Genomic DNA, 15,502 nt, shown 5'->3' on the forward strand with positions numbered 1-15,502 from the left:
GGGCCGGGGGGGCCGGGCCCCCCCCGCGGGGGGGTTGGGGGGGGCCGCCCCGATACATCCCGTATCGGGGCGACCCCCCGCCTTGCGATCGCACGCACCAGGCACCGCCGGGCCCGCCCTCCGGGCGGACGACGTTACTTTCCTCGTACCGTCCGTGGCCCCGTCACCTCCGCGCCCAGCTCCGTGACCCGACGGCGCAGTTCGCGGTCGGCGGTGACGACCAGGCGGGGGCGGCCGTCGGCCCGGGCGACCAGGTCGACGATGCGGTCGTCCCCGCTGCCGGGCGCCGACTCCACCCGTACGCCCGGCACCGGCTCCACCCCACGCGCCGCGCCCTCGACGACCAGCACGATGTCCGCGCACCCGGCATGCCCCGGCAGACCGTCCGCGGCCAGCCGGTCCCGCAGCCGCTCGGCGGCGCCCCGCCGGTCCCGCCACCAGCCGTCGGGCACCGACCCGACCACGTTCGCGGCGTCCACGATCACGAGGAGTGCGGCGCTGTCGTCCATGGGGCCAGGGTCCCACGGACGCCACGGGAACCGGCCCGCCGGGAGTGCGCGGGAGGCCCTCGACATAAAGTGAACGGGTGAACGGCGACTGGCTCATACGCGGCCGCGACGGGCGGCTCAGTGTCTACCTGACGTCCCAGGACGCCGTCCTGTGCCGCGCGGAACGCGCACCGGGCGGCTCCTGGGACGGCCCGCGCAGGGTCGGCGGCGACCAGAAGGTGCACCCGGTGCTAGCCGTCGGCCGGGGCGCCGACGGCTACGCCCATCTGGTGTCCTGGCGGCCCACCGTGAAGGCGGAGGCGGGCCTGGTGCACTCCACCCACTTCCGGCCCCTGCTCGCGCCCCTGGACTGGGTTCCCGTCGGCCACCCGGACAAGAAGGGCGCGCGCACCGGACCGCCCGCCGTCGCGGTGGACGCCCAGGGGCGGGCCCATGTCTTCGTGCGCGACAAGGCCACCGGGCTGCGCATGGTCGCCCAGAAGGAGAAGGGCGGCTGGGAGCCCTGGCGGGACCTGAAGGGCAAGGGAGTCGAGGGGCCGCCCGTCGCGGTGACGGGGGAGTCGGGCCGTATCGAGGTGTACGCGGCCGTGTCCGGCGGTGTCCTGCACTGGCGGCAGGAGGAACCGGGCGGGCAGCCGGTGCTGCAGGAGGCCCTGGAGGCGCCGGTCCGCCCCGGCACGCTGCGGGCGCTGGCCACCTCCCCGGAGCACACCACGCTCTTCTACACGGACGACTCCGGGGACCTGTGGGCCTGGCGCCCCGGCACCAAGCCGGCTGCCGTGCTCACCGCCGCGGGAGCCGGTCCGGTCGCCGCGATCCGCTGCGAACTCGACGGCCACGACTGCACCCTGCTGGCCCAGCGCTCGGCGAGCGGCCGGGTCGCCTTCGCCGCCTACCCCACCGAGCAGGAGTCGGCGGGCGCCTGGTGGACGGAGTCCGGCCCGCCGCTGCCGGCCGACGCCGAGGTGGCGCTCGCGGTGGACCACGAGGACCGGGTGGTCGCGGCCACCGTGTCCCCGTCGACCGGCCGTCTGCTGCTCAGCCGCCGCAAGGACGAGCCGGTGCTGGCGCTGACGGCGTGGCAGGAGGTATGAGGCCAAAGCCGCGCGGTGCAGGGAGGCAAGCAACGGGCGGGCCGTACGACCGTGTTGGTCCCCCGTGCCAGGCAACTCCCCGGATGTGCGCAGGGGACTTGTCATGGCAATGCGAACGCATAGTATTCGCCAGGTTCACAATGATCACGGGCTGAGCAAGCAGCCGGCTCGATCACGGGGGGAGTCGCTCTTGCGACCAACAGCAAGACGGGCGGGCGTGTGTGTGGCGTTCCTGGCCCTGGTGTTCTCAGCGCTCGTAGGCGCCACGGCCGGCGCCGCCGACTGGCAGGACTGCGCGGCGGAACGGTTCTGCATCTACGCGGACGCGGACGGGCAGGGCGCAGTGGCCGGCTTCGGGCCCGCCAACCCGGTCCAGGTCTACTCGGCCGAATGGGACGAGCGGGTCAGCTCCGTCCACAACAACACCGCCTACTGGGCCTGCGTGTACGAGGACGCCTACTACGGCGGCACGGTCCAGGCGATCCGGCCCGGCTTCCGGGGCAACCTCGCGGAGACGTCGACCCAGCTGGACGACAAGGTCAGCTCGCACAAGCTCGCCAAGTCCAAGGCCGGTTGCTTCACCGGCTTCGAGCGCTGCCGCACCGGCTACCTCTGCCTCTTCACCGAGCCCGCCGGCCGCGGCGCGATGACCGCCACCCAGCTCGACATCGCGCGCTACAGCACCCTGTGGAACGACAAGGTCGCCTCCGTCGCCAACCACACCGACCGCCACGCTTGCTTCTACGAAGGCGCCGACTATTCCGGCTCGTGGCCGGAGGCGGGGAAGACATACACCAAGTACGTCGTCCTCGCGTCGGACGCCACCGTGATCCCGCCGCCGTACGCGGCGACCTTCACCTCCCACAAGCTGGTCACCGGGACGAGCCAGTGCTGACACCGACCCCCCGCCCCATGCGGCGGGCCGCCGCCGCTCTCGCCCTGACCGCCTCCCTGCTGGCGATCCCCGCCGCCTCCGACGCCTCCGCCGCCGAGACCGGGCTCACGCTCGCCAAGCTGCAGATGAGCGCCGCCAAGACCGTCGACACCACCGTCCCCGGCGTCACCCGGACCACCTACACCGGCGGCACCGGCGGCCCCTGGATCGTCAACGTCGTCGTCATCGACCCCGACGAGGCGCCCCTCACCCTCAAGGGCAGCACCGGTACCGGCCTGGCCGTGGCCGAGACCACCTCGTCGATGCTCCAGGGCGTCTCCGTCAACCCGCTGCGCCGCCCCCGCGTCGGCGTCAACGGCGCGTTCTTCGACGGCCATGTCACCTATCCCGACACGAGCGGCTACGACGGCGACATCGGCGGCATCGCCGTCCAGGGCGGAAGGCTGATCAGCGAGGCGGCCCGGGGCAAGGGGAGCAAGCCGGTCGGTTCCGCCGCCGTGCTCCAGCACGGCCGCCTCTACATCACCGAACTCGCCACCACCCTGACCATCGCCCCCGCGGACGGCTCAACCGCCCCCCGGCAGCTCGACGGCATCAACCGCTTCCCGGGCCGCAACGCCCACTGCGAGGGTGCGGAACCCGGCGAGACGCTCGACGCCGAGGGCATCTGCCACGACCCGTCCGAGATCGTCTCCTTCACTCCGGAGTACGGCGCCCGCACGCCCTCGACCGCCGCCCTCGCCCGCAACACCGACCCCGACAACCCCACCGGAGAGACCGCCGTCAGCACCGACGAGGGCATCGAACTGCTCCTCGACGCCGACGCGAAGGTCACCGCCTGCTACGAACCCGCACCACCGGCCGGCAGCAGCTGCCGGACCGGTACGCGCGGCGGACGCACCGTTCCCTCCGGAGGCCGCGTCCTGCAGGGCATCGGCGAGGGCGCCGACTGGCTGCGCGCCCACGCCCCCGTGGGCACCGTCCTCGACCTGGCCGAGACCGTCACCGACACCCGCTTCGGCGACACCGTCACCCTCGACCCGTCGATGGACGTCACGGCCGGCGGCGACCTCCTCCTGCGCAACGGGGCCATCCAGTACGTCCAGCCGGCCACGTACACGAACGGCACTCCGTTCGTCCCCGACGCCGCGCCCCGCACCGCCCTCGCCACGGACGGCTTCGGCCGGACCCTGCTGGTGACCGTGGACGGCTACCACCCAGAGGTCAGCCTGGGCGCCACCCGCCTGGAACTCGCGACCCTGCTGCGCGACCTCGGCGCGGTGGACGCCCTCAACCTGGACGGCGGCGGCTCCACCACCCTGGTCTGGCAGAACACGGTGGTCAACCACCCCTCGGACGGCAACGAGCGGGAACGTCTCGTGGCCGACACGGTGTACGCGGGAGCGGGCGGCTATCCCCTGCCCTGAGAAAGCGGAGAACGACCGGACTCCTGGCCCGGCTCGCGACCGCCGAGAGGACCGAGTCATGACAGAGGGCCTCCGCCACATCGGCGGAGGCCCTCATCACAGCCGTACGACGGTTACGCCGGAACCGACGCCACGCCCGGAGCCAGGAACCGCTTCCCGTTCACGCGCTCGGAGACACCCTCGCGGTCCAGGTACGGCGTGATGCCGCCCAGGTGGAAGGGCCAGCCCGCGCCCGTGATCAGGCAGAGGTCGATGTCCTGGGCCTCGGCGACGACGCCCTCGTCGAGCATGAGCCCGATCTCCTGCGCCACCGCGTCCAGGACGCGTGCCCGCACCTGCTCCTCGGTGAGGACGGAGTCGCCCTGCTTGAGGAGCGCGGCGACCTCGGGGTCCAGCTCGGGCTTGCCGCTGTCGTAGACGTAGAAGCCGCGCTTGCCGGCCTCGACGACCGCCTTGAGGTTCGGGGAGACCGTGAAGCGGTCCGGGAAGGCCCGGTTGAGGGTCTCCGACACGTGCAGACCGATCGCGGGACCGACCAGCTCGAGGAGGACCAGCGGCGACATCGGCAGGCCCAGCGGCTCGACCGCCTTCTCCGCGACCTCGACCGGGGTGCCCTCGTCGATGACGTTCTGCACCTCGCCCATGAAGCGGGTCAGGACGCGGTTCACGACGAACGCCGGGGCGTCCTTCACCAGAACCGCCGTCTTCTTCAGCTTCTTGGCGACGGCGAACGCGGTGGCCAGCGACGCGTCGTCGGTCTTCTCGCCGCGGACGATCTCGAGCAGCGGCAGGATCGCGACCGGGTTGAAGAAGTGGAAGCCCACGACCCGCTCGGGGTGCTGGAGCTTCGAGGCCATCTCCGACACGGAGAGGGAGGAGGTGTTGGTGGCGAGGATCGCGTGCGCCGGGGCGACCGCCTCGACCTCCGCGAACACCTGCTGCTTGACGCCGATCTCCTCGAACACGGCTTCGATGATGAAGTCCGCGTCCGCGAAGCCCTCGGCCTTGTCCAGGACACCGCTCACCAGGGCCTTGAGGCGGTTGGCCTTGTCCTGGTTGATACGGCCCTTGCCGAGCAGCTTCTCGATCTCCGCGTGGACGTAGCCCACACCCTTGTCGACGCGCTCCTGGTCGATGTCGGTCAGCACGACCGGCACCTCCAGGCGGCGCAGGAACAGCAGCGCGAGCTGCGAGGCCATCAGGCCCGCGCCCACGACGCCGACCTTGGTGACCGGGCGGGCCAGGTTCTTGTCCGGGGCGCCGGCCGGGCGCTTGCCACGCTTCTGCACCAGGTTGAAGGCGTAGATGCCGGCGCGCAGTTCGCCACCCATGATCAGGTCGGCGAGCGCGACGTCCTCGGCGTCGTAGCCCTGCTGGAGGTCGCCGTTCTTCGCGGCGGCGATGATGTCCAGCGCGCGGTAGGCGGCCGGGGCCGCGCCGTGCACCTTGGAGTCGGCGACGAACCGGCCGCGCGCGACAGCCTGGTCCCAGGCCTCGCCGCGGTCGATGACCGGGCGGTCGACGACGATCTCGCCCTTGAGGACGGAGGCCGTCCAGATCAGCGACTGCTCCAGGAAGTCCGCGCCCTCGAACAGGGCGTCGGCGATGCCCAGCTCGTAGACCTGCGCGCCCTTGAGCTGCTTGTTCTGGTTGAGACTGTTCTCGATGATCACCGAGACGGCCTTGTCCGCGCCGATCAGGTTCGGCAGCAGGGTGCAGCCTCCCCAGCCGGGTACGAGACCGAGGAAGACCTCGGGCAGCGAGAAGGCGGGCAGGGCCGCGGACACCGTGCGGTAGGCGCAGTGCAGACCGACCTCGACACCGCCGCCCATCGCCGCGCCGTTGTAGTACGCGAAGGTGGGGACCGCGAGGCCCGACAGGCGCTTGAAGACCTCGTGGCCGCCCTTGCCGATGGCGAGCGCGTGGTCGTACTCCTTGAGGAGCTCGACGCCCTTGAGGTCCGCGCCGACGGCGAAGATGAACGGCTTGCCGGTGACGCCGACGCCGACGATCTCGCCTGCGGCGGCTTCCTTCTCGACCTGGTCGATCGCGGTGTTGAGGTTCGCGAGCGAGGCGGGGCCGAAGGTGGTCGGCTTGGTGTGGTCCAGACCGTTGTCGAGGGTGATCAGGGCGAAGCGCCCCGCACCGGACGGCAGGTCCAGGTGGCGTACGTGCGCCTGGGTGACGACCTCGTCCGGGAACAGCTCGGCCGCACCCTTCAGCAGCTCAGCGGTGGTGCTCACTTGTCCCCCTCGAAGTGCGGGTTCTCCCAGATGACCGTCGCGCCCATGCCGAAGCCGACGCACATGGTGGTCAGGCCGTAGCGGACGTGTCGCTGCTCCTCGAACTGGCGGGCCAGCTGCGTCATCAGCCGGACGCCGGAGGAGGCCAGCGGGTGGCCGAAGGCGATGGCGCCGCCGTACTGGTTGACGCGCTCGTCGTCGTCGGCGATGCCGTAGTGGTCGAGGAAGGCCAGCACCTGGACGGCGAAGGCCTCGTTGATCTCGAACAGACCGATGTCGGAGATCGACAGACCCGCCTGCGCGAGGGCCTTCTCCGTGGCCGGGATCGGGCCGTAGCCCATGACCTCCGGCTCGACGCCCACGAAGGCGTACGAGACGAGGCGCATCTTCACCGGCAGGTCGTTCTCGCGGGCGAAGTCCTCGGAGGCGATGAGGGAGGCGGTGGCGCCGTCGTTCAGACCGGCCGCGTTACCCGCGGTGACCCGGCCGTGCACGCGGAACGGCGTCTTCAGACCGGAGAGGTTCTCCAGGGTCGTGCCCGGGCGCATCGGCTCGTCGGCGGTGACCAGGCCCCAGCCCGTCTCGCCGGCCTCCGGGTTGGTGCGGCGCACCGAGATCGGCACCAGGTCGGCCTGGATCTTGCCGTTGGCGTACGCCTTGGCGGCCTTCTCCTGGGAGCGCACCGCGTACTCGTCCGCGCGCAGCTTGGTGATCTGCGGGTAGCGGTCGTGCAGGTTCTCCGCGGTCATGCCCATGAACAGGGCGGACTCGTCGACCAGCTTCTCGCTGACGAACCGCGGGTTCGGGTCCACGCCCTCACCCATCGGGTGACGGCCCATGTGCTCGACACCGCCGGCGATGGCGACGTCGTAGGCGCCGAAGGCGACCGAACCGGCGACCGTGGTGACGGCGGTCAGGGCGCCGGCGCACATGCGGTCGATGGAGTAGCCGGGCACGGAGGTCGGCAGACCGGCCAGGATGCCGGCGGTGCGGCCGATGGTCAGGCCCTGGTCACCGATCTGCGTGGTCGCGGCGATGGCGACCTCGTCGACCTTCTTGGGGTCGAGACCGGGGTTGCGGCGCAGCAGCTCCCGGATCGCCTTCACGACGAGGTCGTCGGCGCGGGTCTCGTGGTAGATGCCCTTCGGGCCCGCCTTGCCGAACGGGGTACGGACGCCGTCGACGAAGACGACGTCCCTGACGGTACGAGGCACGATGGCTCTCCTCCAGAGGGTGCGGGATGGCACTGCTGCGACACGCAAGCGCTGAGCGCGCGCTCAGGACCCATGCTACTTATCGGTAACGTAGCTGCCCAGTCCCGCAGGTCCAAGCGGCGAAGGTCACACCTTCGGCGGAGCGGTCGACCCGCGCGGAGTCAGCACCGGCGTGGGCACCGGATGCGAGCCCGGCCCCTGGCGGGTGATCACCCCGAACAGCGTCCGGGCCGCCTCCGCGCCGAATCCGTGCACGTCATGGCTCATCGCGGACAGCGTGGGATGGGTCAGCCGGCACAGCTGGGAGTCGTCCCAGGCGAGCAGGGAGACGTCCCGCGGCACGCTCAGGCCCATCTCGGCCGCCACCGCGAGCCCGGCCACCGCCATGATGTCGTTGTCGTAGACGATGGCCGTCGGCCGGTCCGGCGGGGCGGCGGTCAGCATGGACCGGGTCGCCCGCGCCCCCGCCTCCCCGGAGTAGTCCGTGGCCACCTGCCACGCCCCGGCCAGCCCCAGGCTCCGCGCGGCCGCGTCGAACGCCGCCGTCCGCATCACCGTGTGCCCGAGCGCGGCCGCGCCCCCGACCCGGGCGACACGACGGTGACCGAGCGCCGCGAGATACCGCACCGCCTCCGTCACCGCCGTCGCGTCGTCGGTCCACACCGACGTCAGGGACCCGGTCAGCGTCGGATGCCCCACCGCCACCACCGGCATCCCCAGCCGCTCGGCCGCCGCGACCCGGGGATCGTCGGCCCGGAAGTCCACCAGGATCGCCCCGCCGATCTGCCGCCCCCGCCACCACGACTCGAGCAGCCCGGCCTCCTCGTCCACGGTCCTCACCAGCCGCAGCAGCAGCGAGCACGCGTGCTCGGTCAGGACGCTCTCCACCCCGGAGACGAACTCCATGTAGAACGGTTCGAGCCCCAGCATCCGCGCCGGCCGGCAGATCGCGAGGCCCACCACGTCCACCCGCGAGCTCGACAGCGACCGCGCGGTCGGGTTCGGTTCCCAGCCCAGCTCCCGTGCCGCCGCGAAGATCCGCTCCCGGGTCGACTCCGACAACCCCGGCTTGCGGTTGAAGGCGAGCGACACGGCCCCCTTGGACACGCCGGCGCGCGCGGCGACGTCCTTGATGGTGACGCGCGGAGAGGGGGGCGGGAAGGGAGGCGGCGACGCGGAGGCTGTCATCGAGCGGGCTCCAGGCAGTACAGGACGGCACGGGCGGCGTCGGCATCGGGAGTGTCCCAGCCCGTGACCCCGATCGTCACACGTTCCCCCGGAAGCAGCGTCACGAGCCCCCGGTCGGCCCGCACGTCCGGTCCCAGCCGGTCGGCCTGCAGCAACAGATCCCGTACGAGGGTTCGGGCCTCGACGGTGACGCTCCCCGGCGCCACCGTCACCTCGAACTCCGGCCGGGGATAAGGAACGTCACGATCGGCCGCCGGGAAGTGCACGGCCCGCAGCCCGTCCGCGTCCGCCACCAGGAACTCCTTCGCCCCGGCGGGCTCCAGTTCCGCCGGCACCGGCACCTCGCCCACCGCCCGTGCTCCTGCGGCGAGTCGGACTCTCGCCACCCCGACGACCTCCCCCTCGACCGACATCCGCCGCAACTTCAGCACCCCCGTCCACCGCTCGGCCGACTGGTTGACCGCCGCCAACACCAGTCGATCGTCCCTGACCTGCAGTGTCAGCAACCGGTCCGCGTACAGCCGCCGCAGCTCGTGGTACAGCGGCTTCTCCCGCCCGTCCCCGTCGACCGCGGCCCAGGACGTCACCGGCCAGCAATCGTTGAGCTGCCACACGACCGTCCCCGCGCACACCGGCCAGTGCGACCGCCAGTGCTCGATCCCGGCCGCCACCGCCCGCGCCTGGTTGACCTGGGTCAGGTAGTGCCAGCGGTCGAAGTCCCCCTCCGGCGGGGCGAAGTGCCGGGCGAGTCCCCGCTCCAGCTTCCCGTGGCCGTCCTCCGCCTTCTGGCGGTGCAGCATGCCGGGGGAGTCCGCCGCGAGCTCCTCACCCGGCAGCGCCCGCCGCAGCGTGGCGTACGCGGGCGGCGCCTGCCACCCGAACTCGGCCACGAACCGCGGCACTTCACTCCGGTAGTCGGCGTAGTCCCGTCGGTTCCACACCTCCCAGGAGTGGTGCGTGCCGTGCGCCGGGTCGTTCGGATGGTGCGCCCACGACCCCGACCAGGGGCTGCCCGGCGTGTACGGCCGCGTCGGATCCAACTCGGCGACCACCCGCGGCAGTACGCCCAGGTAGTACCCCTCCCCCCAGGAGTCCCCGGCGAGCCGCCCCTCCCATCCCCAGTCCCGGAACCCCCACAGGTTCTCGTTGTTGCCGTTCCACAGCACCAGCGAGGGGTGCGGCATCAGCCGTACGACGTTCTCCCGGGCCTCCGCCTCCACCTCGCCCCGCAGCGGCTGCTCCTCGGGGTAGGCCGCGCAGGCGAAGGGGAAGTCCTGCCACACCAGCAGGCCCAGCTCGTCGCAGGCGTCGTAGAAGTCCTCGCTCTCGTAGATCCCGCCGCCCCACACCCGGACCAGGTCCACCCCGGCGTCGGCCGCCTGCCGCAACCGTTTCCGGTAACGCTCCCGGGTCACCCGGGAGGGGAAGACGTCGTCCGGGATCCAGTTCACGCCGCGTGCGAAGAGCCGCTCCCCGTTGACCACGAGGGTGAAGCCGGTGCCCCGGGCGTCGGCGGAGGTGTCCAGGCCGACACTGCGGAAACCGACGCGCCGCCGCCACACGTCGAGCGGCGCGTTGCCCTGATGCAACACCAACTCGACCTCGTAGAGCGGCTGTTCGCCGTATCCGCGCGGCCACCACAGGTCGGCGTCCGGCACCTCCACCCGTACGACGCCCGCCGTGCCCGCCACTTCGCCCCGCCCCCGCACGTCCCCCACCCGGGCCTCCAGGGTGAGCGCGGCCTCCACCCGGGTGCGCTCCACGTCGACGTGCAACTCGACGACCCCGACGCGCCCCTGGACGGTCACGACCGGCCGTACCCGGGCGAGCCGTGCCGTCGACCAGCGCTCAAGGCGTACCGGCCGCCAGATCCCGGCCGTCACCAGGGTCGGCCCCCAGTCCCAGCCGAAGGAACACGCCATCTTGCGGAGGTACTGGTAGGGCTCCGCGTAGGCGGCCGGACGCTCGCCGGCCCTCCCGCGCACGGCCTCCGCCTCGGCGTAGGCGGAGGAGAAACGGACCGACAGCGGGCCGCTGGCTCCCGTCACGTCGAACCGGTAGGAGCGGTGCATGTTCCGTACCCGGCCCAGGAGCCGGCCGTCCAGGCGGATCTCGGCGGCCGTGTCGAGGCCGTCGAAGACCAGGTCCGTCTGCTCGTGCCCGGACGGCACGGCCGGCAGTTCTCTCTCGTACGTCCACTCCCGCCGCCCGACCCACGCGACCTCGGTCTCGTTCCGCCCCAGGAAGGGGTCCGGGATCACCCCCGCCGCCAGCAGATCGGTGTGCACGCAACCCGGTACCACGGCCGGGAGCTCCTCGCCCTCGTGCCGCACGATCCATCCGTCGCCGAGCGGTGTGGCCTCCAGCATGCGCACTCCCTAAACCGGTCGAGCCGAATATCGGGTGTCGTCTCTTCAGCCTTGGCGGGAATGGGACTTTACCGGTTGAGGAAAGCGCTGTCAGAGTGCCGAATCAGCCAACCCGCACGTGCTCTTCCGTCCCTCGAACGGAGCTGATGCACATGAACCGCCGTACTGTCCTCGCCATGGTCGCGGGAGCGGCCCTGCTCATCCCCGGCTGTACCGGTACCGGAGCCGCGTCCAAGGGCGCGGACGCCAAGGCGCCCGACGACCCCTCGAAGGTCACCGGGACCATCAAGGTCCTCACCGTGCGGACCGACCTCGTGCAGGACGGCACGATGAAGAGGTACGCCGCCGAATTCAACAAGACCTATCCCAAGGTCAAGGTCGAGTTCGAGGCCCTCACGAATTACGAGTCCGAAGTCAAGATCCGTATGAACACGGAGAACTACGGTGATGTGCTGCTGATCCCGGCGGTCATCAAGAAGAGCGACTACCCGAAGTTCTTCGCCTCGCTGGGCACCCGGGAGGAGCGCGCCGAGAAGTACCGCTTCACCGACTTCACCACCGTCGACGGCAAGGTCTACGGACAGAGCCCCGTCGGGGTGAGCCCCGGATTCGTCTACAACAAGCGGGTGTGGAAGGAGGCCGGCGTCACCGACTGGCCCACCACACCGGCCGAGTTCCTCGCCGGTCTCAAGGCGATCAAGGCGAAGACCGACGCGGTCCCGTACTACACCAACTTCGCGGCCGGCTGGACGCTGACCTCGTGGACGTACGTCAACGGCTCGGTCCACTGCGACCCGAAGGCCACCGACAAGCTGGCCGAGGGCGATCCCTGGGCCGAGGGCGCCGACCTGCGGGTCGGGGACACCCTCTTGTACGACATGGTGAAGCAAGGGCTCGTCGAGAAGGACCCGACGACCAGCAACTGGGAGGAGTCCAAGCCCCGGCTCGCCAAGGGTGAGATCGCCACCCAGTGGCTCGGCACCTGGGCCATCGTCCAGTTCCAGGACGCCGCGAAGAAGGCCGGGGTGAACCCCGACGACATCGGTTTCATGCCGTTCCCGGCCCAGACGGACGGCAGGTTCTGCGCGGTGGTCAGCCCCGACTACAACCAGGGCGTCAACATCCACTCCCGGCACAAGGCGGCGGCCCGCGCCTGGATCGACTGGTTCACCGACAAGTCCGGCTACGTCGAGGACAACCTGGCCATCTCACCGCTCAAGGACGCGCCGCTGCCCCAGGTGCTGAAGCCGTACGAGGACGCGGGCGTGGAGTTCATCGAGGTGGACGACGGCAAGGGCGCCGAGGTCAAGTCGATCGACAACCAGTCGGAAACGGGTATCTACGCCCCCGAGTACCGCCAGAACCTGGTCGACCTTGCCCGCGGTGCCCGCAAGGGCAGCCTGGAGGACTTCTTCGCCGATCTCAGCAAGCGGTGGAGCGAGGCCCGGAAGACCGCGGGGTCCTGATGACGGACACCACCGAGAAGGCGGCCGTGAAGACGGCCGAGGGGGCGGCCCCGGCCGTCCCCGTCCCGGCCCCCGCCCCGCGCGGGACCCGGCTGTGGCGCGGTGTCACCCCCTGGCTGTTCCTGATCGCCCCGCTCGCCCTGCTGATCACCTTCACCTACGCGCCGATCGCCAACATGGTCGCGTACAGCTTCACCGACTGGGACGGTGTGAGCCCCGAGCTGCACTACACGGGGGTCGGGAACTACACGGAGATCTTCACCCGGGAAGACCTCTTCCGCGTCTTCTTCGTCAGCGGTTACTACCTCGCGGCCTCCGTGGTCCAGATCGTCGTCGCGCTCTACTTCGCGACCGTCCTGAGCTTCGACGTCCGTTTCCGCAACTTCTTCAAGGGCGTGCTCTTCTTCCCGTATCTGATCAACGGGGTCGCGATCGGCTTCGTCTTCCTCTACTTCTTCCAGGACGGCGGCACCCTCGACTCGGTGCTGAGTCTGTTCGGGTACCACTCCGACCACGCCTGGCTCGGCAGCCCGGTCTCCGCGAACGTCTCGCTCGCCGGGGTGTCGGTCTGGCGCTACACGGGCCTGAACTTCGTGCTGTTCCTGGGCGCGATCCAGTCCATCCCCGGGGAGCTGTACGAGGCGGCCGAACTGGACGGGGCGAACCGCCTGCAGCAGTTCCGCCACATCATCGCGCCCGGCATCAAGCCGGTGCTCACCCTGACGGTGATCCTCTCCGTCTCGGGTTCCCTCTCGGCCTTCGAGATCCCGTACATCATGACCGGCGGGGCGACCGGCACCGAGACCTTCGTGATCCAGACGCTGAACCTGGCCTTCCGGTTCAACAAGACGGGGCTCGCCTCCGCGGCCGCGGTCGTGCTGCTGCTGATCGTCCTGGCGGTGACCTGGGTGCAGCGACGCCTCGTCCCCGACGACAAGGTGGACCTCGTATGACGCGCCGTGCCGTGGCCCGGACACTCGTGTACCTGTCGTTGACCGCCGCGAGCGCGGTGGTCCTGCTGCCGCTCGGGGTGGTCCTGCTGACCTCCCTCAAGTCCGAGAAGGAGATGGCGGCCGCCGGCGGCGCGCTCGCCCTCCCCGACGACCCGCTCGACCTCCACAACTACGCGGCGGCGTTCCAGGACGGCCGGATGCTCTCGGCCTTCGGCAACACGGCCGTCATCCTGCTGTTCTCCGTCGGCGGCACGGTCGTCATCGGCTCCATGACCGCCTACGCCATCGACCGCTTCACCTTCCGCTTCAGGAAGCTCGTGGTGGCGCTGTTCCTGGTCGCGGCGCTGGTGCCGGGAGTCACCACCCAGGTGGCGACCTTCCAGATCGTCAACAGCTTCGGGATGTTCGACTCGCTGTGGGCGCCCGTCGTGCTCTACATGGGCACGGACATCGTCTCGATCTACATCTTCCTGCAGTTCGTACGGTCGATCCCGATCTCCCTCGACGAGGCCGCCCGCCTCGACGGGGCCAACGCCTTCACCGTCTACCGGAAGATCGTCTTTCCGCTGCTGAAGCCCGCGATCGCCACGGTCGTGATCGTGAAGGGGATCACCGTCTACAACGACTTCTACATCCCCTTCCTGTACATGCCCTCCCAACATCTTGGCGTGATCTCGACGTCCCTGTTCCGCTTCAAGGGCCCGTACGCGGCGCACTGGGAGACGATCTCGGCAGGAGCGGTCCTGGTGATCCTGCCGACACTGATCGTGTTCCTGGCGCTGCAGAAGTACATCTACAACGGCTTCATGCGGGGAGCGACGAGGTGAAGGTGGGCTCAGGAGGACAGCGCCGCCACCAGCACGGGCGTCACCTGTTCCACCTGCCACGGCCGGGCCCCGAGTCCCGTGAGCATGCCCCCGATCGACTCGGCGTCCACGGGCTGGGGCGGCTCCCAGCAGACCCTGCGCACCGAGTCCGGGGAGATCAGGTTCTCCTGGGGCATGGTGAGTTCCTCGGCGAGCGCGGACACGGCGGCCCGCGCCGCGGACAGCCGTGCGGCGGCCGCCGGGTCCTTGTCGGCCCACGCCCGAGGCGGCGGAGGCCCGGCCACCGTCTGCCCCGGCTGAGGCAGCTGGGCCTCGCTGAGCGCCTTCGCCCGGTCGACGGCCGCCTGCCACTGCTCCAGCTGCCGCCGTCCCATCCGGTGCCCGAATCCGTTCAGCGCGGCCAGCGCGTGCACGGTGGCGGGAAGGGCGAGCGCGGCCTCCACGATGGCCGCGTCCGACAGCACCTTGCCCGGCGAGACGTCCCGCCGCTGGGCGATCCGGTCCCGCGTCTGCCACAGCTCCCGTACGACACCCAGCTGGCGTCGGCGGCGCACCTTGTGCATGCCGGACGTACGGCGCCAGGGGTCCTTACGGGGCTCCGGCGGCGGGGCGGACGCGATCGCGTCGAACTCCTGGCGGGCCCACTCCAGCTTGCCCTGCCGCTCCAGCTCCTTCTCCAGCGCGTCGCGCAGGTCGACGAGGAGTTCGACGTCCAGCGCGGCGTACCGCAGCCAGGGCTCGGGCAGCGGGCGGGTCGACCAGTCGACCGCGGAGTGCCCCTTCTCCAGGACGAAGCCCAGCACGCTCTCCACCATCGCGCCCAGGCCGACCCGCGGGAACCCGGCGAGCCGCCCGGCCAGCTCGGTGTCGAACAGGCGCGTCGGCACCATGCCTATCTCGCGCAGGCAGGGCAGGTCCTGAGTGGCGGCGTGCAGCACCCACTCGACGTCGGAGAGGGCCTCGCCCAGCCCCGAGAGATCCGGGCAGGCCACGGGATCGATCAGCGCGCTGCCGGCGCCCTCGCGGCGCAGCTGGACCAGATAGGCGCGCTGTCCGTAGCGGTAGCCGGAGGCGCGCTCGGCGTCCACGGCGACGGGGCCGGTGCCGGCGGCGAACGCGGCGATCGTCCCGGCGAGGGAGTCCGCGTCGGCGATCACCGCGGGGATGCCCTCGCGCGGTTCCAGCAGAGGTGTCGGCTCAGGTGTCGGCGCCCCGGAAACAGGAGTAGCAGTAGATCCGCCGTCGTCCGGAGGGGCGCCTCCGGTGGTTCGCAGTGAGCTGGCTGCTGCGGTTTCTTGGGCGTCGGTCACCTGTCAA

12 protein-coding genes are annotated in these 15,502 nt (G+C 71.0%); 6 read left to right on the plus strand and 6 right to left on the minus strand.

The window, feature by feature from the left end; translation table 11 throughout:
- Positions 1–134 precede the first annotated feature (134 nt).
- Positions 135–509: an NTP pyrophosphohydrolase gene (locus tag ACIBVL_RS39635; protein WP_399105481.1), complete on the minus strand. Its 375-nt coding sequence runs from the start codon at positions 507–509 to the stop codon at positions 135–137.
- A 77-nt stretch (positions 510–586) separates the two neighbouring features.
- On the opposite strand from ACIBVL_RS39635, the gene ACIBVL_RS39640 reads away from it, so the two are divergent.
- The 3 genes from ACIBVL_RS39640 (at position 587) to ACIBVL_RS39650 (ending at position 3,925) form a co-directional block, all read left to right on the plus strand.
- The gene (locus tag ACIBVL_RS39640) at positions 587–1,603 is read left to right on the plus strand and encodes a hypothetical protein (RefSeq protein WP_399105483.1); all 1,017 of its coding nucleotides are present in this window, start codon (positions 587–589) and stop codon (positions 1,601–1,603) included.
- A gap of 190 nt (positions 1,604–1,793) precedes the next feature.
- A complete protein-coding gene (locus tag ACIBVL_RS39645) occupies positions 1,794–2,498 on the plus strand; it encodes a peptidase inhibitor family I36 protein (RefSeq protein ID WP_399105485.1) in 705 nt (234 codons plus the stop codon).
- Complete coding sequence (locus tag ACIBVL_RS39650) at positions 2,492–3,925, plus strand: phosphodiester glycosidase family protein (RefSeq protein ID WP_399105487.1); 1,434 nt, start codon at positions 2,492–2,494, stop codon at positions 3,923–3,925. Before ACIBVL_RS39645 ends, ACIBVL_RS39650 begins: the two co-directional genes overlap by 7 nt.
- A gap of 113 nt (positions 3,926–4,038) precedes the next feature.
- Here ACIBVL_RS39650 and ACIBVL_RS39655 read toward each other — a convergent pair whose 3' ends face one another.
- From ACIBVL_RS39655 to ACIBVL_RS39670, 4 genes are all read right to left on the minus strand, one after another.
- Positions 4,039–6,168: a 3-hydroxyacyl-CoA dehydrogenase NAD-binding domain-containing protein gene (locus ACIBVL_RS39655; RefSeq protein WP_399105489.1), complete on the minus strand. Its 2,130-nt coding sequence runs from the start codon at positions 6,166–6,168 to the stop codon at positions 4,039–4,041.
- Complete coding sequence (locus tag ACIBVL_RS39660) at positions 6,165–7,382, minus strand: thiolase family protein (RefSeq protein WP_399105491.1); 1,218 nt, start codon at positions 7,380–7,382, stop codon at positions 6,165–6,167. Before ACIBVL_RS39660 ends, ACIBVL_RS39655 begins: the two co-directional genes overlap by 4 nt.
- 126 nt (positions 7,383–7,508) lie before the next feature.
- The gene (locus tag ACIBVL_RS39665) at positions 7,509–8,570 is read right to left on the minus strand and encodes a LacI family DNA-binding transcriptional regulator (RefSeq protein ID WP_399105493.1); all 1,062 of its coding nucleotides are present in this window, start codon (positions 8,568–8,570) and stop codon (positions 7,509–7,511) included.
- Entirely contained in the window at positions 8,567–10,939 is a 2,373-nt protein-coding gene (locus tag ACIBVL_RS39670; RefSeq protein ID WP_399105495.1) for a glycoside hydrolase family 2 protein, read from the minus strand. The genes ACIBVL_RS39665 and ACIBVL_RS39670 overlap by 4 nt, the downstream gene beginning before the upstream one ends.
- A gap of 152 nt (positions 10,940–11,091) precedes the next feature.
- Between ACIBVL_RS39670 and ACIBVL_RS39675 the strand changes: the two genes are divergently transcribed.
- The 3 genes from ACIBVL_RS39675 to ACIBVL_RS39685 are packed head-to-tail and all read left to right on the plus strand — an operon-like array spanning position 11,092 to position 14,185.
- Positions 11,092–12,405: an extracellular solute-binding protein gene (locus tag ACIBVL_RS39675; protein WP_399105497.1), complete on the plus strand. Its 1,314-nt coding sequence runs from the start codon at positions 11,092–11,094 to the stop codon at positions 12,403–12,405.
- On the plus strand, positions 12,405–13,358 hold the full coding sequence (locus tag ACIBVL_RS39680) for a carbohydrate ABC transporter permease (protein ID WP_399105499.1): 954 nt from the start codon (positions 12,405–12,407) through the stop codon (positions 13,356–13,358). The genes ACIBVL_RS39675 and ACIBVL_RS39680 overlap by 1 nt, the downstream gene beginning before the upstream one ends.
- On the plus strand, positions 13,355–14,185 hold the full coding sequence (locus ACIBVL_RS39685) for a carbohydrate ABC transporter permease (RefSeq protein ID WP_399105501.1): 831 nt from the start codon (positions 13,355–13,357) through the stop codon (positions 14,183–14,185). The genes ACIBVL_RS39680 and ACIBVL_RS39685 overlap by 4 nt, the downstream gene beginning before the upstream one ends.
- Positions 14,186–14,193: 8 nt before the next feature.
- Here ACIBVL_RS39685 and ACIBVL_RS39690 read toward each other — a convergent pair whose 3' ends face one another.
- Entirely contained in the window at positions 14,194–15,495 is a 1,302-nt protein-coding gene (locus ACIBVL_RS39690) for an HRDC domain-containing protein (RefSeq protein WP_399105503.1), read from the minus strand.
- Positions 15,496–15,502: the final 7 nt, after the last annotated feature.

It is taken from the genome of Streptomyces sp. NPDC049687, from assembly GCF_044465285.1.
In the GTDB taxonomy this organism is placed as follows: Bacteria; Actinomycetota; Actinomycetes; order Streptomycetales; family Streptomycetaceae; genus Streptomyces.

Excerpts from the sequence above, each read along its gene's own strand:
- ACIBVL_RS39665 (WP_399105493.1), bottom strand. The coding sequence starts at position 8,570 with ATGACAGCCTCCGCGTCGCCGCCTCCCTTCCCGCCCCCCTCTCCGCGC.
- ACIBVL_RS39680 (WP_399105499.1), top strand. The coding sequence starts at position 12,405 with ATGACGGACACCACCGAGAAGGCGGCCGTGAAGACGGCCGAGGGGGCG.
- ACIBVL_RS39635 (WP_399105481.1), bottom strand. The coding sequence starts at position 509 with ATGGACGACAGCGCCGCACTCCTCGTGATCGTGGACGCCGCGAACGTG.
- ACIBVL_RS39685 (WP_399105501.1), top strand. The coding sequence starts at position 13,355 with ATGACGCGCCGTGCCGTGGCCCGGACACTCGTGTACCTGTCGTTGACC.
- ACIBVL_RS39675 (WP_399105497.1), top strand. The coding sequence starts at position 11,092 with ATGAACCGCCGTACTGTCCTCGCCATGGTCGCGGGAGCGGCCCTGCTC.
- ACIBVL_RS39670 (WP_399105495.1), bottom strand. The coding sequence starts at position 10,939 with ATGCTGGAGGCCACACCGCTCGGCGACGGATGGATCGTGCGGCACGAG.